Below are 23,808 nucleotides of genomic sequence, written 5' to 3'. Positions count from 1 at the left end.
GCCGGGGGGATGGGGGAAGCGGTAAAAGCGCGCCCGCCGCGTGGCGGCGGGCGGCTGCAAGCGGCGTGTGACGAATCAGGCGGCCGGCACGTGGGCAGCCTCGCCCATCACATAGACGCTGTCGATCAGGCGGTCGTCGCCCAGCATGGCAAAGGCGAACAGTTCCTCTTCCAGCGTTTCCGAGCGGTTGCTGCGGCGGGTGATCAGCGGCGTGGCCTTGGGGTCCAGCACGATGAAGTCGGCCTCGCAGCCAGCGCTAAAGCTGCCGACGCGCTCGGTCCAGCCCAGCGCCTCGGCCGCGGCGCGGGTGGCCAGGTAGAACATGCGCAGCGCGGTCAGGTAGTAGCCGCCCATGCGCGCCACCTTGTGCGCGGCGTTCATGGTGCGGAACATCGAGAACGAGGTGCCGCCGCCGACATCGGTGGCCAGCGTCACGTTCAGGCGGTTGGCGTCGGACTGGTGGAAGTCATAGAAGCCGCTGCCCAGGAACAGGTTGGAAGTGGGGCAGTGCGCCACCGCGGCGCCGCTGTCGGCCAGGCGCCGGCGGTCGTCCTGGTCCAGGTAGATGGCGTGGCCGTACATCGCGCCCGGGCGCAGCAGGCCGTAGCGGTCGTACACGTCCAGGTAGCTGCGCGCGTCCGGGAACAGCTCGGCCACCCATTTGACCTCGTCGCGGTTTTCGGCCACGTGGGTCTGGATGAAGGCATCCGGGTAGGCGCGCGCCAGCTCGCCGCAGGCGGCCAGCTGCGCCTCGGTCGAGGTCGGCGCGAAGCGCGGCGTGATGGCGTAGGCCAGGCGCCCCTTGTTATGCCAGCGCGAGAGCAGGTCGGCGGAGTCCTGGGCGCCGGTCTCGGCGGTATCGCGCAGGAATTCCGGGCAGTTGCGGTCCATCATCACCTTGCCGGTGACCATGCGCAGGTTGCGCGCCTCGCTCTCGGCGAAGAGGGCTTCGGCCGAGGCCTTGTGCACCGTGCTCCAGACCACCGCGCTGGTGGTGCCGTTGCGCAGCAGTTCCTCGGTGAAGAAGCCGGCCACGCCGCGCGCGTAGTCGGGGTCGGCAAAGCGGCGCTCTTCGGGGAAGGTGTAGGTGTCGAGCCAGTGCAGCAGGCCCGGCGACGGCGACGCGATCATGTCGGTCTGCGGGTAGTGCACGTGGGTGTCGATAAATCCGGGCACGATCAGCTTGCCGCGGTGGTCGACGATCTCGGCGTCGGCCGGAATGCGCGCGGCCAGCTCCGTGTAGTCGCCGGCCGCGGCGATGCGCCCGTTGGTGACGATCAGCACCCCGTCGTCCCAATACTGATACGCGTCCTCATGGAATTGCGGATCGCGCAGGAAATGCAGCACGCGGCCGCGAATGGCACGGGTGAGGGAGTCAGTCTTGGGGTTGGTCGTCATGGTTTGTCTCTTGTGACCGGCCCGCGCGGAACCGAAGGGTTCAGGCAGCGGGCCGGGCTATTGGCATGCGCCGCGCTCAGGCCGCTGGGGCTGTTGCGGGCGGGGACTTGGGCGGGGCCGACCAGAAATGGTCGACTTCCGCCAGGAATTCGGCCTTCTGCATGGCAGGCAGGAAGGCCGCTTCAAAGCTGTTGCGGGCAAGCTTGCGGGCGTCGGCCGCATCCAGCGGCAGTGCATCGAAGGTGGCTTCCCAGTTGGCGTTCATATAGCCGCCGAAGTAGGCCGGATCGTCCGAATGCAGCGTGATCATCACGCCCGCATCGAGCATGCGTTTGAGCGGGTGGTCGCGCAGGTCGGGGTAGACCTTGAGCTTGACGTTGGACAGCGGGCACACGGTCAGCGCCACGCGCTCGCGCGCCAGGCGTTCCACCAGCGCCGGATCGTCGATGGCGCGCACGCCGTGGTCGATGCGCTGCGCCTTGAGGATGTCGAGCGCGTCGGTGACGTACTGCGCCGGGCCTTCCTCGCCTGCGTGGGCTACCAGGTGCAGGCCGAGTTCGCGCGCCTTGGCGAACACGCGCGCGAATTTTTCGGGCGGGTTGCCTTTTTCCGACGAATCCAGTCCCACGCCGACAAAACGGTCGCGGTAGGGCAGCGCCGCTTCCAGCGTGGCAAAGGCGTCTTCTTCGGACAGATGGCGCAGGAAGCACAGGATCAGGCTGCTGGAGAAGTCGTATTCGGTGCGTGCCTGGGCCAGGGCGTCGGCGATGCCGTCGATCACCACGCCGATGGGCACGCCGCGCGCGGTATGGGTCTGCGGATCGAAAAAAATCTCGGCATGGCGGACGTTGTCGGCGACAGCGCGCTTGACGTAGGCCATGGTCATGTCGAAGAAATCTTCCTCGGTCAGCAGCACGCTGGCGCCGGCGTAGTAGATGTCCAGGAACGACTGCAGGTCGGTGAAGGCGTAGGCGGCGCGCAGCGCCTCGACGCTCGGATAGGGCAACGCCACCTGGTTGCGCTGCGCCAGCCGGAAGATCAGTTCCGGCTCAAGCGTGCCTTCGATATGCACATGCAGTTCGGCCTTGGGGGTGCGGCGGATCTGTTCCGCGAGCGCGGCATCGATGGTCATGGGGGGGCCTCGTTTCTGGGCTTATCTGTACCTGCCGGCGGGGCCGGCGGCACGGGTTCAGGGATGCACCGCCTCCGGGCGGCCCAGACGCAGCGCGGCAAGGCGCTGTTCGCGGACCTGGAGCAGCTGGGCGACGATGGCTACCGCAATCATAGCCGGAGCCTTGTCGGTAATCCCGGGAACCCCCATGGGGCATGTCATTTCCGCAAACCGGGCCGGGTCGATGCCGTGCTCGGCCATGCGGTGTTCAAAGCGCGCGCGCTTGGTCTTGGAACCGATCAGCCCGAAGTAGGCGAAATCGGTGCGCTTGAGGATTTCTTCGCACAGGGTCTGGTCCAGCGCATGGCTGTGCGTCATGACCAGGAAGTAGCTGCCCGCGGGCGCCTGCGCGACCACGGCCTCGGGGGTGTCGCTGGCCTCGGCCTCGACGTTGTCGGGTAGCCCGCCGGGGAACAGCGTGTCGCGCTCGTCGACCCAGTGCACGCGGCACGGCAGCGTGGCCAGCACCTTGACCAGCGCATGGCCGACATGGCCCGCGCCAAACAACACCACGTGCATGGTGTCGGGCACCAGTGTGTCGATCCAGCTGCCGTCGGCGTGCAGCGTCACGCCGGGGATGACGGCGTGGCTGTTGCCAAATGTGACCGCACCGCTGGCCGGGACGTGCCGCTGCAGCGAGCAGTGGGCGGCGAACTTGCGTTCCACCGCATCAAGCCACGCCAGGTCGGCTTCGCCGAGTACCTCGAACGCGAGTTGCACGACACCGCCACAGCACTGGCCCAGCGCGGGACCCAGCGGAATGCGCTCGATCCGGCGGGTTTCACCGCAGGCCAGCATCGCGCGCGCGATATCCATGCCGCGCCACTCCAGGTGGCCGCCGCCGATGGTGCCGACCAGGTCGTCGGCGCTGACCAGCATGCGGATGCCGGCTTCGCGCGGGGCCGAGCCCTTGACCTCGACAATGGTGACCATCGCCACCGGCACGCCGGCGCGCACCATGCGGGCGGCGTCGGCGAAGCGGAAGGGTTTGAGCGGAGCGTCCTGCATGTCGGGGGCCTTCTCGGTGTTGCTTGGTTGCTGCTTGATGCGGTCGTGCTGCCTGCACTACCTCATCGCAAGGGTGGCGCGCACCAGCTTCTTCCTCCGGCCCTTTGCCCGTCAACACGGCCAAGGGGGGAAAGTCCGGGGGTGCCCGCAGGCGCGCGCGTCCTGCGATCGTTCAGCCAGCTCAGGCTGGCTGCGCCGCGGCTTCGCGCACGGCGTCGACGGCGTCCAGGATCGCCTCGCTGGTGGCCGGGGCCTTTAGCGGCGGGTTGATGCGGTAGTCGCCGACGGCGGCCACGGCATCGCGGATCGCGAAGAACACCGAGAACGGCAGCAGCAGCGGCGGCTCGCCCACGGCCTTGGAACGGTGGATGCTGTCCTCGACGTTGCGGTTCTGGAACAGGCGCACGTTGAATTCCTCCGGGCAGTCGTTGACCGTCGGGATCTTGTACGTGGACGGGGCGTGCGTCATCAGCTTGCCGTCCTTGTTCCACCACAGTTCCTCGGTGGTCAGCCAGCCCATGCCCTGGATAAAGGCGCCTTCGACCTGGCCGATGTCCAGCGCCGGGTTCAGCGAGCGGCCGCAGTCGTGCAGCGCGTCGGCGCGCAGCAGCTTCCATTCGCCGGTGAGCGTGTCGACCAGCACCTCGGAGCACGCGGCGCCGTAGGCGAAGTAGTAGAACGGGCGGCCCTGCAGCTTGCTCTGGTCCCAGTGCAGCTTGGGCGTGGTGTAGAAGCCGTCGGACCACAGCTGCACACGCGCCACGTAGGCTTCGCGCGCCAGGTCGCCGAACGACATCCGCAACTCGCCCGCGCTGACCAGGTCATCGTTGAAGCGCACCTCGGACGGCTCCACGCCGCCCTTGCGCGCGGCAAACACGGCCAGGCGCTCGCGGATCTGGCGGGCGGCGTCCTGCGCGGCCTTGCCGTTCAGGTCGGCGCCGGTCGAGGCAGCGGTGGCCGATGTATTGGCCACCTTGCTGGTATCGGTCGCGGTCGCGCGCACGCGTTCCATGCGGATGCCCAGCTCGTGCGCCACCACCATCGCCACCTTGGTGTTCAGGCCCTGGCCCATCTCGGTGCCGCCGTGGTTCACCAGCACCGAGCCGTCGTTGTAGACGTGCACCAGCGCGCCGGCCTGGTTGAAGTGGGCCACGTTGAACGAGATGCCGAACTTCACCGGGGTGATGGCGATGCCTTTCTTCAGCACCGGGCTGGTGGCGTTGAACGCGCGCGTGGCCTCGCGGCGGGCGCGGTATTCGCTGCTTGCCACCAGTTCGTCGATCAGCTCGTGGATGACGTTGTCTTCCACGGTCTGGCCGTAGGGCGTGACGTTGTTCTCGGTCTTGCCGTAGAAGTTGGCGCGGCGCACGTCGAGCGAATCCTTGCCGACCGCGCGGGCGACGTTGTCCAGGATGTATTCGACCGCGAACGCGCCTTGCGGGCCGCCGAAGCCGCGGAAGGCGGTATTGCTCTGCGTATTGGTCTTGCCGCAGTAGCCGTCGATCTGCACGTTCGGCAGCCAGTAGGCGTTGTCGAAGTGGCAGATGGCGCGGGTCATCACCGGGCCCGACAGGTCGGCCGAGAAGCCGGCGCGCGACACCATCTCGACCTTGACGCCCTCGATATGGCCTTCGTCGTCATGGCCCACGGTGTAGTCGAACACGAAGTCATGGCGCTTGCCGGTAATCATCATGTCGTCGTCGCGGTCCGGGCGCAGCTTGACCGGGCACATCAGCTTCCAGGCGGCCAGCGCGGCGCAACAGGCGAACAGCGCCGACTGCGATTCCTTGCCGCCGAAGCCGCCGCCCATGCGGCGGCATTCGACCAGCACCTGGTGCGCATGCCAGCCCAGCATATGGCACACAGCGTGCTGCATTTCGGTCGGGTGCTGGGTCGAGCACCACACATGCATGCCGTCGTTCTCGCGCGGGGCGGCGTAAGAGATCTGGCCCTCCAGATAGAACTGCTCCTGGCCGCCCAGGTGGATCCTGCCGCTGTCCTGGTGGCTCGCGCCGGCGATGCGCGCGGCGGGCTCGCCGCGCGTCAGGTGCATCGGCGGCAGCACATAGCTGCCGGCCTCGTGCGCGGCTTGCGGCGACAGCACCGGGGGCAGGTCTTCGTAGTCGATCGCGCCCAAGCGTGCGGCGCGGCGTGCGGCGTCATGCGAGGTCGCCACCACGATAAAGATCGGCTGGCCGATGAACTGGACCACGTCGCGCGCCAGGATCGGGTCGTCGTGGATGATCGGGCCGCAGTCGTTGGTGCCGGGGATGTCGTCCACCGTCAGCACGCCGACCACGCCGGGCGCGGCACGCACCTTGTCGAGCGAGATCGACTTGATGCGGGCGTGCGCGCGGGTGCTCATGCCGAGCGCGGCGTGCAGCGTGCCGGCCAGCTCGGGGATGTCATCCGTGTAAGTGGCGGTGCCGGCCACGTGAAGGTGGGCGGATTCGTGCGGACGCGAGATGCCGACCTGCGGAACCTGTTCGGCGGTGGCGTCGAGCAGGAAGGGTTCGGTTTGCTTGTTCATGCCGATGCTTTCCTTTTTCTCTGGCTCAGGCCGTGGCGGTTTCAGTGGAGCCGGCGCCGATGGCGCGGACGTTGACGGCTGCCGCGGGCAGCGCTTCGGCGTTGGTTTCCAGCCAGAAGCGGTACAGCAGGTTGGCGGCACCGCGGCTGCGGTACGACGCGGTCGCGCGCATGTCGGACAACGGCGTGAAGTCCTGCGCCAGCGCGGTCATGCCGGCGCGGGCGGTGGCTTCGTTCCACGGCTGGCCGGTCAGGGCTGCCTCGGTGGCGGCGCCGCGCTTGGGCGTGGCGGCCATGCCGCCGAAGGCGATGCGGGCCTGCGTGACGATGCCGTCCTGCACGGTGATGCCGAATGCGGCACACACGGCGGAAATATCCTCGTCAAAACGTTTGGACAGCTTGTAGGTGCGGAAGTGCTGCGGGCCGGCCACCGGCACGCGCAGCGCGGCGACGAATTCGCCCGGCTGCATCGCGGTCTTCTGGTAGGCCAGGTACAGGTCTTCCAGCGGCAGCGTGCGGCGCGTCTCGCCATGCTGCAGCACGACTTCCGTGCCCAGCGCGATCAGTGCCGGCATCGAGTCGCCGATCGGCGAGCCGTTGGCGATATTGCCGCCCAGCGTGCCGGCATTGCGGATCGGCAGCGAGGCAAAGCGCTTCCACATCTCTTCCAGCTCGGGGTGCGCGGCGTTGAGCGCCGCGTAGGCCTTTTCCAGCGTCACGGCGGCGCCGATCTCGACCATGCCGTTGCGTTCCTCAATCTGGTTCAGGTCTTCCACCTGGCCCACGTAGAGCAGGTTGCCCAGCTCGCGGAACTGCTTGGTGACCCACAGGCCCACGTCGGTGCTGCCGGCCAGGATGCGGATATCCGGCTGCGCCGCCTTGATCGCGCCGAACTCGGCCGCGGTGCGCGGGGCAAAGAACTCCTGGCCCTGGGCGCGGTAGCGGAAGGTCTCGCCGCGCTTGAGGTTGCGCAGGGTGTCGGCGATCTGCTTCGGGTTGAGCTTGTCAGCCGTGGGGGCGGGCAGGGCCATCATGCGCTCGCCGGCGTCGATGATCGGGCGGTAGCCGGTGCAGCGGCACAGGTTGCCGGTCAGCGCGTCGCAGATGGTCTGGCGCGGGGGCGCCTCGCCACCGGGGGTGTGCTGCTGGTACAGCGCCCACAGCGACATCACGAAGCCGGGGGTGCAGAAGCCGCACTGCGAGCCGTGGCATTCGACCATGGCTTCCTGCACCGGGTGCAGGTTGCCGTCGGCCTGGCGCAGGTCCTCGACCGTGATCAGGGCCTTGCCGTCGAGCGTGGGCAGGAACTGGATACAGGCGTTGACCGCCTTGAATTCGACATCGCCGCCGTCCTGCAGCTCGCCGATCACGACGGTGCAGGCGCCGCAGTCGCCTTCGGCGCAGCCTTCCTTGGTGCCGGTGCAGCGCGCGTCTTCACGCAGGTACTGCAGCACGGTGCGGGTGACGGGGGCGTCGGATACTTCCTTGACCTGGCCGCGGTGGAAAAAGCGGATGGTTTGCGTCTCCATGGTCTTCTCTCTCTTGGTGATGGCGGAAACATAGCACCCTGGCCTTTCATGCAATATTCGGCCCAGGTGATATGCCCCATCAGCGGGCGCCACGGTCGGTGCGCCGCCGCACCGGGCGGCGCCCCCCTGGAGGGGGTGATTTGACCGCAAGTGGGGTGCCTGTCATACACTATGCGCCGTTCCCATCCCCCACGCCACCCATCCGGCCCCCGCCGGAGGGCCGCCATCGCCATGCACGGACGCGACCATCTCGATACATATTTGCTGCGGGTGCTTCACACCCTGCTGACCGAGCAGAGCGTGACCCGCACGGCCGTGCGTCTGGGCCAGTCCCAGCCCGCCATCAGCAATACCCTGAAGCGCCTGCGGGAGATCACCGGCGATGCCATTTTGGTGCGGGGCAAAAGCGGCATGGTGCCGACCGAGCGCGGCCGCGAACTGCTGGCGCTGGCCGAGCAGAGCCTGGCCGCGATGGATCGCATCGCGCGCCCGCCGCAGCAGTTCGACCCGGCCACCACCACGCGCACCTTCCACCTGGGCGCGCCGGACTACCTGGACGCCTTCTTCCTGCCCAATATCGTCGAGCGCGTGCGCCGGCTGGCGCCGGGCGCCAAGCTGTTCGTGCATCCGATGACATCGTCGTCGGACTTCCTGGACGACCTGGAGCAGGGGCAGCTGGATATCGTGGTCGGCAACTGGCTGTCGCCGCCGGAGCACCTGCATATCTCGCCGCTGTTCGACGACGAGGTGGTGTGCATGCTGGGCGCCCAGCACCCGCTGGCGCGCAAGGGACTGACCCTCAAGCACTACCTGGAGATGCCGCACCTGGCGCCCGCGCCCTATGCCTCGATGCAGCGCAGCATGATCGATCAGGCACTGGCCGAGCAGGGCTACAAGCGCAATATCCAGGTCACGCTGCCGTATTTCGGGCTGGTGCCGTATGTGCTGATGAAGACCGACATGGTCTTTACCACCGGCCGCCAGTTCGCCGCGCACTATGCGCAGTACCTGCCGATCCGCATGGTGCCGTCGCCGGTGTCCTTCCCGCGCATGCGCTTCTACCAGCTCTGGCACGAGCGCTGCCACGCGGCGCCGGATGTGATGTGGATCCGGCGGATGATCGCCGAGGTGGCGGCGGACCTGCCGCAGCTGCCAAGGCTGGAGGCTGAGGCGGGGTGAGCCATGGGAGGCGAGGGCACTGAACGTTTGAGGCTGGATCCGGATGCAGCAGGCTCTGCGGCTGCGGAGGCCCTGTACCAGTTGCTCCGGCATCGCCTTGCCGCAGTTCTGCCGGCCGATGCCGTCATTGAGCATGTGGGTGCCACGTCGGTCCGGGGCTGCCTGACGAAGGGCGACCTCGATATTTCGGTCCAGGTCAGTCGGGAAGCGTTTGCCGCGGCGGACCAGGCGCTGTCAGTGCTGTGCGAGCGCAACGTGGGCTCGGTGCGTACCGACACGTTTTCGGCGTTTCAGCGCGATGACCTGCGGCCACCTGTCGGCATCCAGCTGGTCGTCCGTGGGGCGCCGCTGGATGTATTCGTTCACTTTCATGACAGGCTGCGGGCAAATCCGGAACTGGTCGAGCGCTATAACGCGCTCAAGCGTTCGCATGAAGGCGTGGAGATGGACGCCTATCGGGCCGCCAAATCAGCCTTTATTGCGTCGATTCTGAGCGCGCCCGGCGAGGTGCCGGGCGCCGGCTAAGGCGTTTACCTGGCCTTGTAGTCCGGGAAAAACAACTGCTCCCCCTCCACCTTGTACCCTGCAATCGCGTCCTGCCCTTCCCTGGACGTGATCCACTCCACCAGCTTCATCGCATCGGTGTAGTTGGTGCCCGGGTGCCTGGCCGGGTTGACCGCGATGATCCCGTACGGGTTGAACATCTTCGGGTCGCCTTCGATGGCGATGGCCAGGCCGGTCTTGGCGCGATAGGCGCCGTAGGTGGCGCGGTCCGAAAGCGTATAGGCCGGCATCTGCGCGGCCATGGTCAGCACCTCGCCCATGCCCAGGCCGGCGTTGACGTACCACGGGTGGCCCTTGGGCTCGATGCCGAGCTGTTTCCAGTATTCCTTCTCCATCACGTCGGTGCCGGAGTTGTCGCCGCGCGAGATGAACTTGCTGCCGCTGCCGGACAGCTTGCGAAACCCGGCCAGCACGTCCTTGCCGCCTTTGACGCCAGCCGGGTCGCTGGCCGGCCCGACCACGATGAAATCGTTGTACATCACGTCGCGCCGGTTCACGCCGTAGCCGGCCGCAACGAAAGCGTCTTCCATCTTGCGGGCGTGCACCAGCAGCACGTCGACATCGCCCATCTCGCCCATCTTCATGGCCTTGCCCGAGCCCACGGCGATCACCTTCACGGTGACGCCCGACTTCTGCTCGAAGCGCGGCAGCAGGTACTTCAGCAGGCCCGAGTTCTCGGTGCTGGTGGTGGTGGCCAGCTTCAGTTCCCCGGCATGGGCCGCCGACAGCAGGCCAAGGCAGGCAGTCGCGACGAGATGGCGCACAGGGCGGCGCAGGCATTGGGCAAGGCGAGGCGACATGCGGTGGGCTCCTTTTAGTTATGTTCTAGCGGACATAATTGCTTTTGCCGTTGGATCTCATGGAGAATGCGGCAAAAGAACATAAGAATGGGGTAATCATTGTGGTGCAGCCAAGATCGACAAGTAAATATGCAGCGGGGAACATATGACCTTCCGCTTTGACCTGTTCCCGGTGATCGCGGCCGACGACAATCCGCGCGCCAACGGCAAGGTGTTCCAGCTGCTCAAGGCCGTGCGCGAGACCGGGTCGCTGCACCGCGCCGCGCGCGAGATCGGCCTCTCGTACCGTCATGCCTGGGGCGTGATGCGGACCTGGGAGGAGATGCTCGGGCGCAGCATGCTCGATATGGAGCGCGGGCGCGGCGCGTCGCTGACGCGCTTCGGCGAACGCCTGCTGCGCGCCGAACTGCGCCTGCGCGAATCGGTCGATCCGGTGGTGCAGAAGGCCATGGCGGACTTTATTGCCGAACTGGACGATGCCCAGCAGCCGCAGTCGCAGGTGCATTTCACCGGCAGCCATGACCCGGCGGTGGAGGTGCTGGCCGCCGCGCTGGGCGAGGCAAGAGCCCCGCTGCAGCTCGATACGGTGTTCTGCGGCAGCGTGGAGGGGCTGATCTGCCTGCAGGAGCGGCAGTCGGAACTGGCCGGGTTCTATGTCTCGCCGGTGCAGACCGCGGGCTCGGTCGCGCATGTGACGCTGCGCAAGTGGTTGCGGCCGGCTTCGGTGCGCCTGCTGCGGCTGGCCTGGCGCGAGCAGGGCCTGATCCTGGCGCCGGAGGTGGCGCGCGAGGTGCATGACCTGCGCGGCCTGGCGCGCACCCAGGCGCGTTTCGTCAACCGGCAGCGCAGTTCGGGCACGCGCATGCTGTTCGACCAGCTGCTGGCCGCGCAGGGCCTGTATCCGGACCAGATCGCCGGCTATGACGAGACCGAGTTCAGCAACGAGAAAGTGGCAGAAGCCGTGAACAGCGGCCGCGCTCAGGCTGGCTTCGGGCTGCGCATGAATGCCGAGGCCCTTGGGCTGGCCTTCGTGCCGCTGACGCGCGAGGCCTACTACCTGGCGCTGCGCAAGAACGACCAGACCGCCGGCTGGATGGCCGCGCTGCTGGCCTTGCTGGCCGATCCGGCCTTTGTCCGGCGCATCGAGGCACTGCCCGGCTACACCATGGCGGAGCCGGCGGGCATCCTGACACCACAAGAGGCGCTGCCGTGGTTCGGCCCGGACGGCAAGGAAGAAGGCTGAGGGCCATTCGGATCGCATGAAGCCGGCGGGCGCTGCGTTGCCCGGTCCGTATTACACTCCCTGCCAGGGCGCGCCATTGTCTGCAGTGGCCCGCGCCGGACCCTTGCAAGGAGCGCCATGCTGGAAACCGCAGCGCTGGCCGCGGGCATGTCCTGGGCCAGCGGATTTCGCCTCTACCTTGCCGTGCTGGCCGCCGGCGTGCTGGCGCGCCTGGGCTGGCTGGAGCTGCCGCCGGGGTTGCAGCCGCTGGAATCCTGGTGGGTGATCGGCGTGGCCGCGGCGCTGGCCGTGGCCGAATTCGTTGCCGACAAGGTGCCGGCGTTCGATAGCGTCTGGGACGGCATACATACCTTTATCCGCATCCCCGCCGGCGCGATCCTGGCCGCCGCCGCCTTCGGCCAGCTCGATCCACAGTGGATGGTCGCGGCCGGGCTGATCGGCGGCACGCTGGCAGGCACCGCACATGCAGTCAAGGCCGGCACGCGGGCGCTGATCAACGTGTCGCCGGAACCGTTCTCCAACTGGACGGCCTCATTCACTGAAGACCTGACCGCGACCGGCAGCCTGCTGCTGGCGTTCTTCCTGCCGGTGGTGTTCCTGGTGCTGCTGGTGGTCTTCCTGCTGGTGTCGGCGTGGCTGCTGCCGAAATTGTGGCGCGGCGTGCGCCGGCTGCATGCGAGCCTGCGCGGCAGGACGCAGCGGCCCGACATACCGCGCTAGCCTTCCGGCCTTTTTCATTATTCGACTGACCCGAGGCGCAGCGGCGCCAGGAACCAGGAACCACACCAACCGATGCCTTCCGAGTCCGCCATCGACGTCCCGAGCACTGCCGCCAACGCCACCAATGCCGCCGGCGCACGCCCCGCGCATGGCGGCAGCTTCTCCGCCTGGCGCCAGGCGCTGCGCATGGCCCGGCGCGACTGGCTGGCGGGCGAGCTCTACCTGCTGCTGTTCGCGCTGGTGCTGGCCGTGGCCGCGCTGACCAGCGTGGGCTTCATGGCCGACCGCATGCGGCTGGGCCTGGAGCGCGACGCGCGCCAGATGATCGCTTCCGACGTGCTGCTGGTGGCCGACCAGCCCTTCGATGCCGCCTTCGCGCGGCGGGCCGGCGCGGCCGGGCTGGCCGTGGCGCAGACCGTCACCTTCCCGAGCATGGCCACCGCCAGCGGCAAGGCGCGCGATGGCGCCGAGGCCCCCAGCCAGCTGGCCGCGCTCAAGGCGGTGACCGACGGCTACCCGCTGCGCGGCAAGCTCAGGGTGGCCAGCGCGCCGGGTGCGCCCGACGCGCCCGCCGAAGGCATTCCCGCGCCGGGCACGGTGTGGGTCGACGAGGCGCTGCTGGGCGCGCTGGGCGTTGCCGTGGGCGACACCCTGCGGCTGGGCAGCCGCAGCTTCCGCATCGACCGCATCATCACGCAGGAACTCGATCGCGGCACCGGCTTCATGAACTTCGCGCCGCGCGTGCTGATGCCGCTGTCGGACCTGGACAGCACCGGGCTGATCGGCTGGGGCAGCCGCGTGACCTACCGGCTGCTGGTGGCCGGCCCCGACGCTGCCGGCGCGGCTTTCCGGACATGGGCGCAGGACGAGATCGGACGCCGCAAGCTGCGCAATACCCGGATCGAGTCGCTGGAGTCGGGCCAGCCGCAGATGCGCGCGACGCTGGACCGCGCCGAGCGCTTCCTGTCGCTGGTGGCGGTGCTGTCGTCGATGATCGCCGCGGTGGCCATCGCCATGTCGGCGCGCCGCTATATGCAGCGCCACACCGATGCCTGCGCGGTCTACAAGTGCCTGGGGCTGTCGCGCGGGCAGATCTTGCACGCCTTCGGGCTGGAGTTCCTGCTGGTGGGCGCGGCTGGCGCGCTGGCCGGGGTGCTGCTCGGCTACCTCGCGCACTACGGGCTGCTGCTGTCGCTGGGCGGGCTGCTCAAGGTGTCGCTGCCGCAGCCGTCACTGCTGCCGGCGCTGGTGGGGGTGCTGGCCGGGCTTGTGCTGCTGGCCGGGTTTGCGCTGCCCCCGCTGCTGGCGCTGACTCGGGTCGCGCCGCTGCGGGTCCTGCGGCGCGATATCGGGCCGCCACCGGTGTCGGCCTGGGTGGCCTATGCGCTGGGCCTGGGCGCCTTTGTCGCGCTGCTGCTGGTGGCGGCGCGCGACCTGAAGCTGGGGCTGACCACGGCGGGCGGCTTTGTCGCCGCGGGCGTGGTCTTCGCCGTGCTGGCGCTGGGGCTGCTGACGCTGCTGTCGCGTCTGCTGCGGGGGCGCCTGCGGGGGCGCGGGGCGATGGGCTGGCGCTTTGCGCTGGCGGTGCTGGAGCGCCGCCGCGCAGTCACGGTGCTGCAGACCGTGGCGCTGGCGGTGGGCCTGATGGCGCTGCTGCTGCTCGGCATGACCCGCAATGACCTGATCGATTCGTGGCGCCAGGCCACGCCGGCCGATGCGCCCAACCGCTTCATCATCAATATCCAGCCGGACCAGCGCGAGCCGCTGCGCCACATGCTGGCCGGCGCGGGCATCAACGACCTGCTCTACCCGATGGTGCGCGGGCGCCTGACCCATATCGGCGAGCGCGCCATCCGCGGCGACAGTTTCGCGGACGGGCGCGCGCGCAACCTGGTCGAGCGCGAATTCAACCTGTCCTATACCGATGCGCTGCCCGAGGGCAACCGCGTGATTGCCGGCAACTGGTCGGACGGGTCCAACGGTTCCGAGGCCGGCGCATCGGTGGAAGAGGGCATCGCCAAGACGCTGGGCATCCGGCTGGGCGACACGCTGCGCTTTGACGTGGCCGGCCAGGCCGTGCAGGCGCGCGTGACTTCGCTGCGCAAGCTCGACTGGGGCTCGATGCGCGTCAATTTCTTCGTGATCCTGCCGCCGCAGGCGATGCACGGGCTGCCCGAAACCTACATCACCTCGTTCCACCTGCCGCCCGCCAGCGCAGCGCTGGGCAACCGGCTGATCGCGGCCTTCCCCAACATCACCGTGGTCAATACCGACCTGATCCTGCGCCAGATCCAGGACATCCTCGACCAGGTGATCGCCGCGGTGGAGTTCCTCTTCGTCTTTACGCTGGCTGCTGGCGTGACCGTGCTGTACGCGGCGTTGTCCGGCGCGCGCGACGAGCGCATGCGCGATGCCGGCCTGCTCAAGGCGCTGGGCGCCTCGGCCGCACTGGTGCGCCAGACCCAGTACGCCGAGTTCCTGGTGGTGGGCGGCCTGGCCGGCTTCCTGGCCAGCCTCGGCGCAATCGCAGTGGGCTGGGGGCTGTCGCAGTTCGTCTTCGATTTCCCATACCGCTTCAATGCCTGGATCGTGCCTGTGGGCGTGGTTTCTGGCATGCTGTGCGCTTTTGCCGGCGGCTGGCTGGGCCTGCGCGAAGTGCTGCGCCAGCCAGCGCTGGCGACCTTGCGTGATGCCTGAGGCAGCTTGCCCTGGCGCTGCAGACTGAGTGTGTGATGAGTACTGAATCCGACGATAAGCCCGGCACGGCCGAGGTGACCGCATTTGAACTGGTGGGCGGCGAGGCGCGCGTGCGCGAGCTGGTCGACCGCTTCTACGACCTGATGGACCTGGAGACCCAGTTCGCCGGGCTGCGCGCGCTGCACCCGCCTGCGCTCGACGGTTCGCGCGACAAGCTGTTCTGGTTCCTGTGCGGCTGGCTGGGCGGCCCCAACCACTTTATCGAGCGCTTCGGCCATCCGCGCCTGCGCGCGCGCCATATGCCGTTCGAGATCGGCGTGAGCGAGCGCGACCAGTGGATGCGCTGCATGGCGCTGGCGATGCAGGATATCGGCCTGTCCGAAGACCTGCAGTTGCGCCTGATGCAGGCCTTCTTCCAGACCGCCGACTGGATGCGCAACGTGGCGCGCTGAGGCGCGGCCGCTCCCTTTTCTCACCGAAAGGTTTCCCAGCCCATGACCGCCCAACTGCCCGAAGACGCCCTGCGGGTGCTCGATTTCTGGTTCGACCAGCCCGGTTCGGCCGCCTGGAATACCGAGCGCCCGCAATGGTTCACCAAGTCGGATGCCTTCGATGCGCAGATCCGCATGAACTTCCTGTCCGACTGGCAGGTCGCCTGCGACGGGGCACCGGACGACTGGTCGGTCACTCCCGAGGGCGCCTGCGCGCGCGTGGTGCTGCTGGACCAGTTCCCGCGCAACATGTTCCGCAACGATCCGCGCAGCTTTGGCAGCGATGCGCTGGCGCTGGCACTGGCCAGGCGCATCGTCGCCAGCGGCACGGACCGTGCGCTGCCCACGGACTACCACCGCATGTTCTGCTACATGCCCTTCGAGCATTCCGAGGCGCTGGCGGACCAGGACGAGTCAGTGCGCCTGTCGACGCAGTTGCGCGAGGCCAGCGGCGGGGTGGTCGATGTGGTGGATTGGGCCGAGAAGCACCGCGCGATCATCGCGCGCTTTGGCCGCTTCCCGCACCGCAATGCGCTGCTGGGCCGGCCCAGCACGGCTGAGGAACTGGCATTCCTGCAGCAGCCGGGCTCGTCGTTCTAAGCCGGGCCTGGCAGGCCCGGCGCGGCGCGCGCGCTCAGGTCTTGTCGCGCGCCGTTTGCCACTTGTCGACGCGCACGCGCGGCGCGGCCGCCAGTTGGCCAAGCAGGCCGGCGGGCGTGTCGGCCACATGCAGCAGGTCGGCATGCACCTGCTTCATGAAGCCTTGCTGCACGGCATGCGACAGGAAGCCCAGCAGGCCGTCGTAGAACCCGGCGATATTCAGCAGGCCCACCGGCTTGTCGTGGTAGCCCAGCTGCAGCCAGGTGAAGGTCTCGAACAGCTCCTCGAAGGTGCCGACGCCGCCCGGCATGGCGATAAAGGCGTCGGCGCGGTCGGCCATCATCTGCTTGCGCTCGTGCATATTGCGCACCACGTGCAGCTCGGTCAGGCCGCGGTGACCGACTTCCTTCTGCATCAGCGCATCGGGGATGATGCCGATGGCGCTGCCGCCATGTTCCAGCACGGCGTCGGCGACGATGCCCATCAGGCCCACCTTGCCGCCGCCGTAGACCAGCGCCAGTCCGCTTTCGGCCAGGGTGCGGCCGAGCAGGCGCGCGCCTTCGGCGTATTCAGGACGGTTGCCGGGGCTGGACCCGCAATACACGCAGACGGATTTCACTTCTGCTCCTTGGCCGCGTCGGCGGCTGCCTTGGCTGCGGCGTAGTCGCGCGCCAGCTGGTCGAATGCGTCCCGGGCCCGGCCACGCAGGTAGGGGGCCAGGACCGAGAAGATATGGTAGCTCGATCCGTGCAGATAGCCGCGGATCTGCTCGGGGTCGTTGTACTGGCGCGGATGCTGCACGAACTGGAACGACAGCCAGTAGGTGGCGATCACCACCATGTTGGTGCAGATGGCCTCGACCTGCTCGGGCGTGGCTTCCATCTCGCCGTCTTCGATGAACTGGCGGCAGATCTCGTGCGCAAAGCGCTGCTTCTGCTCGACGATGCGCTTGAAGTTGGTCTCCAGCATCCGGTTGCGCGCCAGCAGGTCGTTGATGTCGCGGTACAGGAAGCGGTAATTCCACAGGAACTCGGACATGTACTGCAGGTAGCCCCAGCTTTCGTCCAGGGTGGCCTTGTGGTCGTCCGGCATCTTCAGGCGGCGCTCCATCTCCTGCTCGAAGCGCACGAAGATGGAGTTGATGATGTCGTCCTTGTTGCGGAAGTGGTAGTAGAGATTGCCGGGGCTGATCTCCATCGCTTCCGCGATCGTGGTGGTGGTGACGTTGGGCTCGCCGACTTCGTTGAACAGGCGCAGCGCGACGTCGAGGATGCGGTCCCTGGTGCGGCGGGGGCCGGTTTGCGGTTTCGGTTCCATGGGCGTCCGGGCGATCGGTGCGATCAGTGAGTCGGGGGGCAGGGTAGCGATTATAAGCAATCGGCCTGCCTCACCCCGTTCTCCGCCCGCCCGGGGCCCCGGCCTAGTGCCGACCCGCGCCGGATCAGCCCGTCAGCGTCCGCACCCACCGCACCACGTGCGGCCCGGCGATGGTGATCCAGGTGCCGCCGCACAGCACCAGCGCCAGCATCACCGCGGCGCTGCCGAAATCCTTGGCGCGCTTGGACAGGCTGTGCCGTTCCAGCGAAATGCGGTCGATCGCGGCCTCGACGCTGGAGTTGAGCAGCTCCACGATCAGCACCACCAGCAGCGTGCCCAGCAGCAGGATGCGCTCGACCGCGCCCACCGGCAGCAGGAAGGCGCACGGCGTCAGGATCACCACCAGCGTCAGCTCCTGGCGGAAGGCGCTTTCCTCGAGCACCGCATAGCGCAGCCCGGACAGCGAATTGATGGCCGCGTGCCAGGCGCGCGCCAGGCCGCGGTTGCCCTTGTGGGGATTCTGCTCGATGGAATAGTCAGCGCTCTGCATTGCCTGCGGCGGCTTCTGCATTGGCGGGTCGGACGGCAGTTCCGGATGCGGTTTGGGCATGGGTTTGCGGGGCGGGTTGGGCCGCTGCGGTGTCACGGCCTGGCTTGTCGGCAGCGAACGGCCGCAGGTGGGCCAGGAACTGCTCGGAGGCGGCGCGCCACGAGAACCGCTCGGCATGGGCCCGGGCCGTGACGCGGTCGATGCGCAGCGCTTCCAGGCAGGCTTCGCGCAGGTCTTCGTGCATCACGCCCGCGGGGCTGTCGCCCAGCACATCGATCGGGCCGGTGACCGGATAGGCGGCCACGGGCAGCCCGCTGGCCAGCGCTTCCAGCAGCACCAGACCGAAGGTGTCGGTGCGGCTCGGGAACACGAACACATCAGCCGAAGCATACACCCGGGCCAGCTCGGGCTGGCTCAGCACGCCGAGGTAGTTGGCGCCCGGATAACGCGTACGCAGCGCCGGCAGGGCCGGGCCGTCGCCGACCACCCATTTGGAGCCGGGCAGGTCCAGCGCCAGGAAGGCCTCGACGTTCTTCTCCACCGCCACGCGGCCCACGTACAGGAAGATCGGGTGGGCGGTGTTGAGCACATTGGGGCGCTGCAGCGTGAACACGTCCAGGTCCACGCCGCGCGTCCACAGCACGGCGTTGGTGATGCCATAGTGACGCAGGTCGTCCAGCACCACCGGGGTGGGCGCCATCACGGACTGGGCCGGACCGTGGAACCAGCGCAGGAAGCGGTAGGTCCACGCCAGCGGCATGCCGAAGCGCGCCTGCACGTACTCCGGAAAACGCGTGTGGTAGGCCGTGGTGAAGGGCACCCGGCGGCGCAGCGCGTGACGCCGCGCGGCCAGGCCCAGCGGCCCTTCGGTGGCGATATGCAGGGCATCGGGGGCGAAGGCTTCGATGCGGCCCTGCACGCGCGCAGCCGGGAACAGCGACAGGCGGATCTCGGGGTAGGTCGGGCACGGCACGGTGCGGAATTCCAGCGGCGTGATCATGTCGACCGTGTGGCCCATGGCCTCCAGTTCGCGGCGCGTGGACTTGAGCGTGCGCACCACGCCATTGACCTGCGGTTCCCAGGCATCGGTGACGATCAGGATCTTCATGCAGCCTCCTCGGGCGCGGTGGAAGGGCAGTGCGGATGGGGCAAGGGTGGCAATGGGTGGCTGTCCGGTTTCAGCCAGCCACGGCGGCACGGCGACGGCGGCGCGTGGCCGGGGCCGGCGCGTCCAGCAGCGTGGTCCAGTAGACGATCTTCAGTTCGCCTTCGATGGTCTCGACCAGCGCCGACAGGCTTTCGACCCAGTCCCCGTCGTTGCAGTAGAGCTGGCCGTTGACCTCGCGGATCTCGGCCTTGTGGATATGGCCGCAGACCACGCCGTCGCAGCCGCGGCGGCGCGCCTCGTCGACCATCGCGCTTTCGAACGCGCCGATGTAGTTGACCGCGTTTTTGACCTGGTGCTTCAGGAACTGCGACAGCGACCAGTACGGGAAGCCCAGGCGCGCGCGCAGCCGGTTGAAGTGGCGGTTCAGCGCCAGGATCACTGTGTACAGCGAATCGCCCAGGTAGGCCAGCCAGCGCGCGTGCTGCACCACGCCGTCGAACAGGTCGCCGTGCACCACCCACAGCCGGCGCCCGGTCGCGGTGACATGCACCGCCTCTTCGCGCACGGTGATGTCGCCGAAGGCCATGCCGTCGAACTGGCGTGCGGCCTCGTCGTGGTTGCCGGGCACGTAGATCACTTCGGTGCCCTTGCGCGCCTTGCGCAGCAGCTTCTGCACCACGTCATTGTGGCTCTGCGGCCAATACCAGCCGCGGCGCAGCTGCCAGCCGTCGATGATGTCGCCGACCAGGTAGAGCTGCTCGGATTCGTTGTGCTTGAGGAAGTCCAGCAGGTAGTCGGCCTGACAGCCGGGCGTGCCCAGGTGGATGTCCGACAGCCAGATGGCGCGGTAGCGCTGGATCGGGTGCGGCTCGGGCGGGTAGGCCTCCTGCTGTTCGCGCTGGGGCGCCAGCGCGGCGGCGTCCAGGGCCGGCGCCATGAAGGCGGTCAGCGGCGCGGCGCTGTCGGGGCCGGTGGCCCAGTTGCTCTCAGGGCTGCGGCGCAGCCATTGCGTCAGTTGCGCGGCTTTCGACAGATACCCGCGGGCAGATCGGATTGCTTGCACCATGGCAGTCCCGGTTGCGGCGATGGCTGCATTCAGCCAGCCCGCGATGACGGTGCCGTGACGGAAACATGACTGACATATGAATCGTGGCGGAAGTGGGACAGCCAGCGACGGCGCAGGCGTCAGCGTGCGCGCGCGGCCAGCTCGGCCAGTGCGTCGAGCACCGCACGCACGGCGGTGGGATGGCGCAGCAGCGACACGTGGCCGATGCCGGACAGCGGGATATGCCCGGCGCCGTCGAGCCAGCCGGTGCAGGGCGGCCCGGAGATCGAATCATGCCAGCTGAAGACCGAGATCATGCGCGCCCGCAAGCGCGGCGTTTCCGCGGCGGCAAGCGCGCGCAGCCAGGGGCTGCCGCAACGCATCTGGCGCGCATTGCGGCCGCCGCCAAAGCGCGCCAGCGCGCTGCCGTGGTGCGGGCTGCCCAGCGTCACCACGCCGGCGCAGACGTCCTCGTCGCGGGCCAGTTGCAGCGCGGCGCGCGCGGCCAGCCCGCCCATGCTGTGGCAGACCAGCAGCGGTGCGCGCCCGGTCTCGGCCCGGATGCGCCGCATGGCATCCAGCAGCGCGTGCGCGTAGTCGTCGATATCGCCGAATATGGGTTCGAGGTCGATCCCCTGGCAGCGATAGCCGGCTGCGGCCAGCGCCGGCTGCATGTCGAGCCAGATGGCCTGTCCACAGGCATAGCCGTGCACCAGCAGCACCGGCGGGGCGTCGCGGCCGGGCCGGGCATCGGCCGTCGGCGCAAAGGGTGCGCGTGCCCGGAAGGGTTGCAGCCAGTCGAACATGCGCAGCACGGCCAGGCATTCCGCTGCGTAGCAGCGCAGTGCGTCGGGCAGGCGCAGCGGCCGCCGCGTGGCGGCGAGTTCAACGGGGGGCGCGGGCGGGTGATCGCCATGCCCGACCCACAGGCCGCGCCCGCTCAGGGCGAAGGCAAGGGCAATGCCGCTGGCGAAGCTGCCGAGGATCACAGCTACGCCGGCGCCGATCGCGCCAGGCCATGGCCAGCCGGCTGCGTGCGCCAGCCCGGCGGCAATGCCAAGCGCGGCGGCCGCCTGCAAGGCCACCGCAATGCGGCGGATGCCGGCGGCGCCCAGGCTCATGGCTTGGCGCGCAGGTCCGTGAGCCGCGTGCCGGCCAGGCGATCGTGCAGGAACTGGCGGCGCGGATCCAGCCACGCCAGCAGGATCCAGACCAGCAGGCCGGCGCACAGCACGCCTACGAACGGCCCCTTGACCAGGCCCAGCAGATGGCCGACCGCTGCCGACGGCGGCAGCCACAGCCACGCCAGCACGTAGCGCAGCGCCGCCTGCGGCCAGCGCGGCGGCAAGCCCGCGGCGTTCTCGACGCGCATGCGCCAGGTCTGCATGGCCAGGGTCTGGCCGTTGCGCTGCCAGAACCAGGTGAAATACAGCCCCATCACCAGGAAGCTCCACAGCTGGATCACCAGCGGCCCGTCCACGCCGAGCTTCTGCAGCAGCGGCCTCGCCAGCAGATAGGCGGCGGTCGATGCGCTCAGCACGCCGAACAGCAGCACGCCTTCATAGAGCATGCAGGCGATGCGGCGGCGCAGGGGCGGGGCGGCGGGGAGGGCGGCTGCGGCGGGGTTGGGATCGAGGATGGCAGCGGGCATGGAAGGCGAAGAAGGCTGGGCTGGCGCGGGGTCAGGCGGGGCCGGCTCTTGCTACGCTGGCCGGCGTGAAACGGCCATTATGCCAAATGGCTTGCAGACTACTGGTGCGTGGTCGCGTCCGAGGCCGCGGGCGCCGCGGCTTCTGTGGTGGGTTCGGCAGCGGTGGTGGCAGGTGCAGCCGGCGCAGGCGTGGCCGGCGCGGCAGCCGGCGCAGGCAATGGCGCCGACGCCGCGGCTGCAGTGGTGGCAGGCTGCGCCCGGGCTTCGCTGGCCGGCTTGCCGGCGCGGGCGGCCGAGGTGCTGGCAGCCTTCGGCTCGCGGCGCAGCTGGCGGCTGGTGTCGCTGGGCAGGCGCTTGCCACTGGGCAGCGCGCTGACGGCGCCGGGGCGACGCGGGACGCGATCGGCGGCGGCGAGCTTCTTCTTCTGCTCTTCAGGCAGTTGCTGGTACTTGTCCCAGGCCTCGGCCTTTTTTTCGGCCGGCAGCGAGCGTGTGATCTGGTAGTTCTCGCGCGCCAGCCGGCGTTGCTGCGGCGTCATCTTGACCCATTCCGCCATCCGCGCCTGCAACCGGGCCTGCTCGGCCGGGGAGAACTTCGGATAGCGCTCGGCGATGCGCAGCCACTTGTGGCGGTTCAGTTCGGGCAGGTTGTCCCAGAGCGGCTGCAGCGGTGCCAGGATGCGCTGGTTGACCGGGCTCAGGTCGGCCCAGGCTGGCCTGGCATTGGCGGCCTGAGCGGCGGCGGGGGAGGTGACTGCGGAAGCTCCCTGCGCATGCGCCGCGGGCGGCAGCAAGCCCCAGCAGGCGGCAGCGCCGGCGCTGGCGAGCAGCGCGGCCAGCCGGCGGCGCAGGGCGTCGGGGCGGAACATTGCGCGCGCCATGCTATTGCCCGCGCTTCAGGAAGACGTGGAAGCCCTCGTCGGCGTAGGCCGTAGGTGGCAGGTCGTCGAGCAGCATGGCGGCGTCGATGTCGGCCAGTTCCTCGATGCGCTTCTGTTCCTGCCAGTGATAGATGCCCATCAGGCCGGCGGCCAGCGCCACCAGCGTCCAGACCAGGCCGAGGCGGCGCAGCCAGGCACCGGCGCGGTGCAGCGGCGAGCCGTCATCTTCGTCAAACAGGGAAGCGTGCACGCCCGGCATGGCCAGTTGCGGCACCAGCACGGGCGCGGCGGCCTTCTTGCGAGCGACCGCGATCCGGCGCGCCGCTGCGAGCCGTTCGGAAAGGTCGGCCGGCAAGGCCTCGGTGCCGGCATCGAGTGCCGCCCGAACCTCATGGGCAAACCGGCGTTCGCTGATTTCTTTGTCGTTTCTGCTCATAGTCGGACCCCCCGTGCACGCAGTGCCTGCGCAAGGGTGTGCGTGGCACGGGAACAGTGCGTCTTGACGCTGCCTTCGGAACAGCCCATTACCGCGGCAGTTTCGGCAACGTCCATATCCTCCCAGTAACGCATCAGGAATGCCTGGCGTTGACGCGCCGGCAGCCGCTGGATTTCCTGCTCGATGATGTGCATGACCTGGGCGCGCTCGACCTTGTCGGCGCTGCTTTCGGCCGATTCGGAGCCCGCCTGTGCCTCAAGCGTCTCCAGCAGGTCGTTGTCGTCGCCGCCGTCGCGGTCGTCGCGCAGGCTGGAAAACAGCGAGACCCAGGTGTTGCGCACCTTCTGGCGGCGGAAATAGTCGTGGATCGTGTTCTGCAGGATGCGCTGGAACAGCGGCGCCAGCTCGGCGGCGCCCTTGTCGCCATATTTTTCGGCCAGCTTGATCATCGCGTCCTGGACAATATCCAGCGCGGCCTCGTCGTCGCGGACCGAGAACACGGCCTGCTTGAAGGCGCGGCGCTCGACGCTGGCAAGAAAATCGGACAGTTCCTGGTCGGTGGCCATTCAGGCGGTTGCGGCTTGTTACTGCGGGTCAAAATGCCCGGCTTTGGTGAATGTGCTGCGTACGGCCCGTGGCACATCCAAGGTGGTGCGATGCTAGCAAAAAAACGCCGCTCTGTACCACCTTGTATGCCGAGAAATACATTGCAGCGCGGAAAAGTCATGCCGCTTGTCCGGGAACTCCCCGATGCGCAGGGCATAAACAACCGTAGACCGCGCTGGTGCATTGCAGTATCATCGTCGGTTCACACGACATCAGTGGTTGTCTCATCCGGCCGCTTATGAGGCGGTCTTCCATGCAGACGCGCACCGCTTGAACCCGAGCCAC

General features: G+C 68.4%; 23 protein-coding genes. 7 read left to right on the top strand and 16 right to left on the bottom strand.

Annotation, left to right across the window (positions count from 1 at the left end; translation table 11 throughout):
* Positions 1–75 precede the first annotated feature (75 nt).
* The 5 genes from guaD to xdhA all read right to left on the bottom strand — a co-directional run bounded on the left by guaD (position 76) and on the right by xdhA (position 7,635).
* Positions 76–1,398, bottom strand: coding sequence for a guanine deaminase (gene guaD / locus DN412_RS14760; RefSeq protein ID WP_115212310.1), 1,323 nt, complete (start codon positions 1,396–1,398; stop codon positions 76–78).
* 76 nt (positions 1,399–1,474) lie between these two features.
* Positions 1,475–2,530 carry an adenosine deaminase gene (locus DN412_RS14755; protein WP_115212309.1) on the bottom strand — a complete coding sequence of 352 codons (1,056 nt, stop codon included), beginning with the start codon at positions 2,528–2,530 and terminating at the stop codon, positions 1,475–1,477.
* 57 nt (positions 2,531–2,587) lie between these two features.
* Complete coding sequence (gene xdhC / locus DN412_RS14750) at positions 2,588–3,577, bottom strand: xanthine dehydrogenase accessory protein XdhC (RefSeq protein WP_115212308.1); 990 nt, start codon at positions 3,575–3,577, stop codon at positions 2,588–2,590.
* Between the two features lie 181 nt (positions 3,578–3,758).
* Positions 3,759–6,107, bottom strand: a complete 2,349-nt coding sequence (xdhB, locus tag DN412_RS14745) for a xanthine dehydrogenase molybdopterin binding subunit (RefSeq protein ID WP_115212307.1) — start codon at positions 6,105–6,107, stop codon at positions 3,759–3,761.
* A gap of 25 nt (positions 6,108–6,132) precedes the next feature.
* Positions 6,133–7,635, bottom strand: coding sequence for a xanthine dehydrogenase small subunit (gene xdhA, locus DN412_RS14740; RefSeq protein ID WP_115212306.1), 1,503 nt, complete (start codon positions 7,633–7,635; stop codon positions 6,133–6,135).
* A gap of 231 nt (positions 7,636–7,866) precedes the next feature.
* On the opposite strand from xdhA, the gene DN412_RS14735 reads away from it, so the two are divergent.
* A complete protein-coding gene (locus DN412_RS14735; RefSeq protein WP_115212305.1) occupies positions 7,867–8,814 on the top strand; it encodes a LysR substrate-binding domain-containing protein in 948 nt (315 codons plus the stop codon).
* Positions 8,815–8,817: 3 nt separating this feature from the next.
* Positions 8,818–9,339 (top strand): GrpB family protein, encoded by a 522-nt coding sequence (locus DN412_RS14730; RefSeq protein WP_115212304.1) that lies wholly within the window; start codon positions 8,818–8,820, stop codon positions 9,337–9,339.
* Positions 9,340–9,344: 5 nt separating this feature from the next.
* Here the strand turns inward: DN412_RS14730 and DN412_RS14725 are convergent, their stop codons facing one another.
* Positions 9,345–10,178: an ABC transporter substrate-binding protein gene (locus tag DN412_RS14725; protein ID WP_115212303.1), complete on the bottom strand. Its 834-nt coding sequence runs from the start codon at positions 10,176–10,178 to the stop codon at positions 9,345–9,347.
* A gap of 145 nt (positions 10,179–10,323) precedes the next feature.
* Here DN412_RS14725 and DN412_RS14720 point away from each other — a divergent pair, with 145 nt between their 5' ends.
* The 5 genes from DN412_RS14720 (at position 10,324) to DN412_RS14700 (ending at position 15,929) form a co-directional block, all read left to right on the top strand.
* Entirely contained in the window at positions 10,324–11,421 is a 1,098-nt protein-coding gene (locus DN412_RS14720) for a substrate-binding domain-containing protein (RefSeq protein ID WP_115212302.1), read from the top strand.
* A gap of 117 nt (positions 11,422–11,538) precedes the next feature.
* Entirely contained in the window at positions 11,539–12,141 is a 603-nt protein-coding gene (locus DN412_RS14715) for a DUF4126 domain-containing protein (RefSeq protein ID WP_115212301.1), read from the top strand.
* A 72-nt stretch (positions 12,142–12,213) separates the two neighbouring features.
* Positions 12,214–14,838: an ABC transporter permease gene (locus DN412_RS14710; protein WP_115212300.1), complete on the top strand. Its 2,625-nt coding sequence runs from the start codon at positions 12,214–12,216 to the stop codon at positions 14,836–14,838.
* Positions 14,839–14,873: 35 nt separating this feature from the next.
* On the top strand, positions 14,874–15,290 hold the full coding sequence (locus tag DN412_RS14705) for a group II truncated hemoglobin (RefSeq protein WP_115212299.1): 417 nt from the start codon (positions 14,874–14,876) through the stop codon (positions 15,288–15,290).
* Positions 15,291–15,332: 42 nt separating this feature from the next.
* On the top strand, positions 15,333–15,929 hold the full coding sequence (locus DN412_RS14700; RefSeq protein WP_115212298.1) for a DUF924 family protein: 597 nt from the start codon (positions 15,333–15,335) through the stop codon (positions 15,927–15,929).
* Positions 15,930–15,963: 34 nt separating this feature from the next.
* Here the strand turns inward: DN412_RS14700 and DN412_RS14695 are convergent, their stop codons facing one another.
* The 10 genes from DN412_RS14695 to DN412_RS14650 form a co-directional block, all read right to left on the bottom strand.
* Positions 15,964–16,548 (bottom strand): LOG family protein, encoded by a 585-nt coding sequence (locus tag DN412_RS14695; RefSeq protein WP_115212297.1) that lies wholly within the window; start codon positions 16,546–16,548, stop codon positions 15,964–15,966.
* A complete protein-coding gene (locus DN412_RS14690) occupies positions 16,545–17,246 on the bottom strand; it encodes a TetR/AcrR family transcriptional regulator (protein WP_115212296.1) in 702 nt (233 codons plus the stop codon). The genes DN412_RS14695 and DN412_RS14690 overlap by 4 nt, the downstream gene beginning before the upstream one ends.
* A gap of 124 nt (positions 17,247–17,370) precedes the next feature.
* Complete coding sequence (locus DN412_RS14685) at positions 17,371–17,856, bottom strand: diacylglycerol kinase (protein ID WP_078195703.1); 486 nt, start codon at positions 17,854–17,856, stop codon at positions 17,371–17,373.
* On the bottom strand, positions 17,783–18,904 hold the full coding sequence (locus DN412_RS14680; protein ID WP_115212295.1) for a glycosyltransferase family 4 protein: 1,122 nt from the start codon (positions 18,902–18,904) through the stop codon (positions 17,783–17,785). The genes DN412_RS14685 and DN412_RS14680 overlap by 74 nt, the downstream gene beginning before the upstream one ends.
* A gap of 70 nt (positions 18,905–18,974) precedes the next feature.
* Positions 18,975–19,970: a UDP-2,3-diacylglucosamine diphosphatase gene (locus DN412_RS14675; protein ID WP_078195705.1), complete on the bottom strand. Its 996-nt coding sequence runs from the start codon at positions 19,968–19,970 to the stop codon at positions 18,975–18,977.
* 119 nt (positions 19,971–20,089) lie between these two features.
* Positions 20,090–21,070: an esterase/lipase family protein gene (locus DN412_RS14670; RefSeq protein ID WP_115212294.1), complete on the bottom strand. Its 981-nt coding sequence runs from the start codon at positions 21,068–21,070 to the stop codon at positions 20,090–20,092.
* Positions 21,067–21,600, bottom strand: coding sequence for an RDD family protein (locus DN412_RS14665; protein WP_115212293.1), 534 nt, complete (start codon positions 21,598–21,600; stop codon positions 21,067–21,069). The genes DN412_RS14670 and DN412_RS14665 overlap by 4 nt, the downstream gene beginning before the upstream one ends.
* A gap of 98 nt (positions 21,601–21,698) precedes the next feature.
* Entirely contained in the window at positions 21,699–22,481 is a 783-nt protein-coding gene (locus DN412_RS14660) for a DUF3106 domain-containing protein (RefSeq protein ID WP_115212292.1), read from the bottom strand.
* Between the two features lies 1 nt (position 22,482).
* Positions 22,483–22,917: a DUF3619 family protein gene (locus DN412_RS14655; protein WP_078195709.1), complete on the bottom strand. Its 435-nt coding sequence runs from the start codon at positions 22,915–22,917 to the stop codon at positions 22,483–22,485.
* Positions 22,914–23,483: an RNA polymerase sigma factor gene (locus DN412_RS14650; RefSeq protein ID WP_115212291.1), complete on the bottom strand. Its 570-nt coding sequence runs from the start codon at positions 23,481–23,483 to the stop codon at positions 22,914–22,916. The genes DN412_RS14655 and DN412_RS14650 overlap by 4 nt, the downstream gene beginning before the upstream one ends.
* Positions 23,484–23,808 lie beyond the last annotated feature (325 nt).

Origin of the sequence: Cupriavidus lacunae, assembly GCF_003353055.1 — a bacterium.
Lineage (GTDB): Bacteria > Pseudomonadota > Gammaproteobacteria > Burkholderiales > Burkholderiaceae > Cupriavidus > Cupriavidus lacunae.
The sequence above is the reverse complement of the archived record's forward strand: the minus strand, read 5'-3'. Positions and strand labels throughout refer to the sequence as shown.

What these genes read in the sequence shown, in the direction of transcription:
- DN412_RS14715 (WP_115212301.1), top strand. Translation starts at nt 11,539, where the DNA reads ATGCTGGAAACCGCAGCGCTGGCCGCGGGCATGTCCTGGGCCAGCGGA.
- DN412_RS14700 (WP_115212298.1), top strand. Translation starts at nt 15,333, where the DNA reads ATGACCGCCCAACTGCCCGAAGACGCCCTGCGGGTGCTCGATTTCTGG.
- DN412_RS14655 (WP_078195709.1), bottom strand. Translation starts at nt 22,917, where the DNA reads ATGAGCAGAAACGACAAAGAAATCAGCGAACGCCGGTTTGCCCATGAG.
- DN412_RS14670 (WP_115212294.1), bottom strand. Translation starts at nt 21,070, where the DNA reads ATGAGCCTGGGCGCCGCCGGCATCCGCCGCATTGCGGTGGCCTTGCAG.
- DN412_RS14735 (WP_115212305.1), top strand. Translation starts at nt 7,867, where the DNA reads ATGCACGGACGCGACCATCTCGATACATATTTGCTGCGGGTGCTTCAC.
- DN412_RS14690 (WP_115212296.1), bottom strand. Translation starts at nt 17,246, where the DNA reads ATGGAACCGAAACCGCAAACCGGCCCCCGCCGCACCAGGGACCGCATC.
- DN412_RS14725 (WP_115212303.1), bottom strand. Translation starts at nt 10,178, where the DNA reads ATGTCGCCTCGCCTTGCCCAATGCCTGCGCCGCCCTGTGCGCCATCTC.
- DN412_RS14660 (WP_115212292.1), bottom strand. Translation starts at nt 22,481, where the DNA reads ATGGCGCGCGCAATGTTCCGCCCCGACGCCCTGCGCCGCCGGCTGGCC.
- DN412_RS14665 (WP_115212293.1), bottom strand. Translation starts at nt 21,600, where the DNA reads ATGCCCGCTGCCATCCTCGATCCCAACCCCGCCGCAGCCGCCCTCCCC.
- xdhA (WP_115212306.1), bottom strand. Translation starts at nt 7,635, where the DNA reads ATGGAGACGCAAACCATCCGCTTTTTCCACCGCGGCCAGGTCAAGGAA.
- DN412_RS14675 (WP_078195705.1), bottom strand. Translation starts at nt 19,970, where the DNA reads ATGGTGCAAGCAATCCGATCTGCCCGCGGGTATCTGTCGAAAGCCGCG.
- xdhC (WP_115212308.1), bottom strand. Translation starts at nt 3,577, where the DNA reads ATGCAGGACGCTCCGCTCAAACCCTTCCGCTTCGCCGACGCCGCCCGC.
- DN412_RS14730 (WP_115212304.1), top strand. Translation starts at nt 8,818, where the DNA reads ATGGGAGGCGAGGGCACTGAACGTTTGAGGCTGGATCCGGATGCAGCA.
- DN412_RS14650 (WP_115212291.1), bottom strand. Translation starts at nt 23,483, where the DNA reads ATGGCCACCGACCAGGAACTGTCCGATTTTCTTGCCAGCGTCGAGCGC.
- DN412_RS14755 (WP_115212309.1), bottom strand. Translation starts at nt 2,530, where the DNA reads ATGACCATCGATGCCGCGCTCGCGGAACAGATCCGCCGCACCCCCAAG.
- DN412_RS14710 (WP_115212300.1), top strand. Translation starts at nt 12,214, where the DNA reads ATGCCTTCCGAGTCCGCCATCGACGTCCCGAGCACTGCCGCCAACGCC.
- xdhB (WP_115212307.1), bottom strand. Translation starts at nt 6,107, where the DNA reads ATGAACAAGCAAACCGAACCCTTCCTGCTCGACGCCACCGCCGAACAG.
- DN412_RS14705 (WP_115212299.1), top strand. Translation starts at nt 14,874, where the DNA reads ATGAGTACTGAATCCGACGATAAGCCCGGCACGGCCGAGGTGACCGCA.
- DN412_RS14680 (WP_115212295.1), bottom strand. Translation starts at nt 18,904, where the DNA reads ATGAAGATCCTGATCGTCACCGATGCCTGGGAACCGCAGGTCAATGGC.
- guaD (WP_115212310.1), bottom strand. Translation starts at nt 1,398, where the DNA reads ATGACGACCAACCCCAAGACTGACTCCCTCACCCGTGCCATTCGCGGC.
- DN412_RS14685 (WP_078195703.1), bottom strand. Translation starts at nt 17,856, where the DNA reads ATGCCCAAACCGCATCCGGAACTGCCGTCCGACCCGCCAATGCAGAAG.
- DN412_RS14720 (WP_115212302.1), top strand. Translation starts at nt 10,324, where the DNA reads ATGACCTTCCGCTTTGACCTGTTCCCGGTGATCGCGGCCGACGACAAT.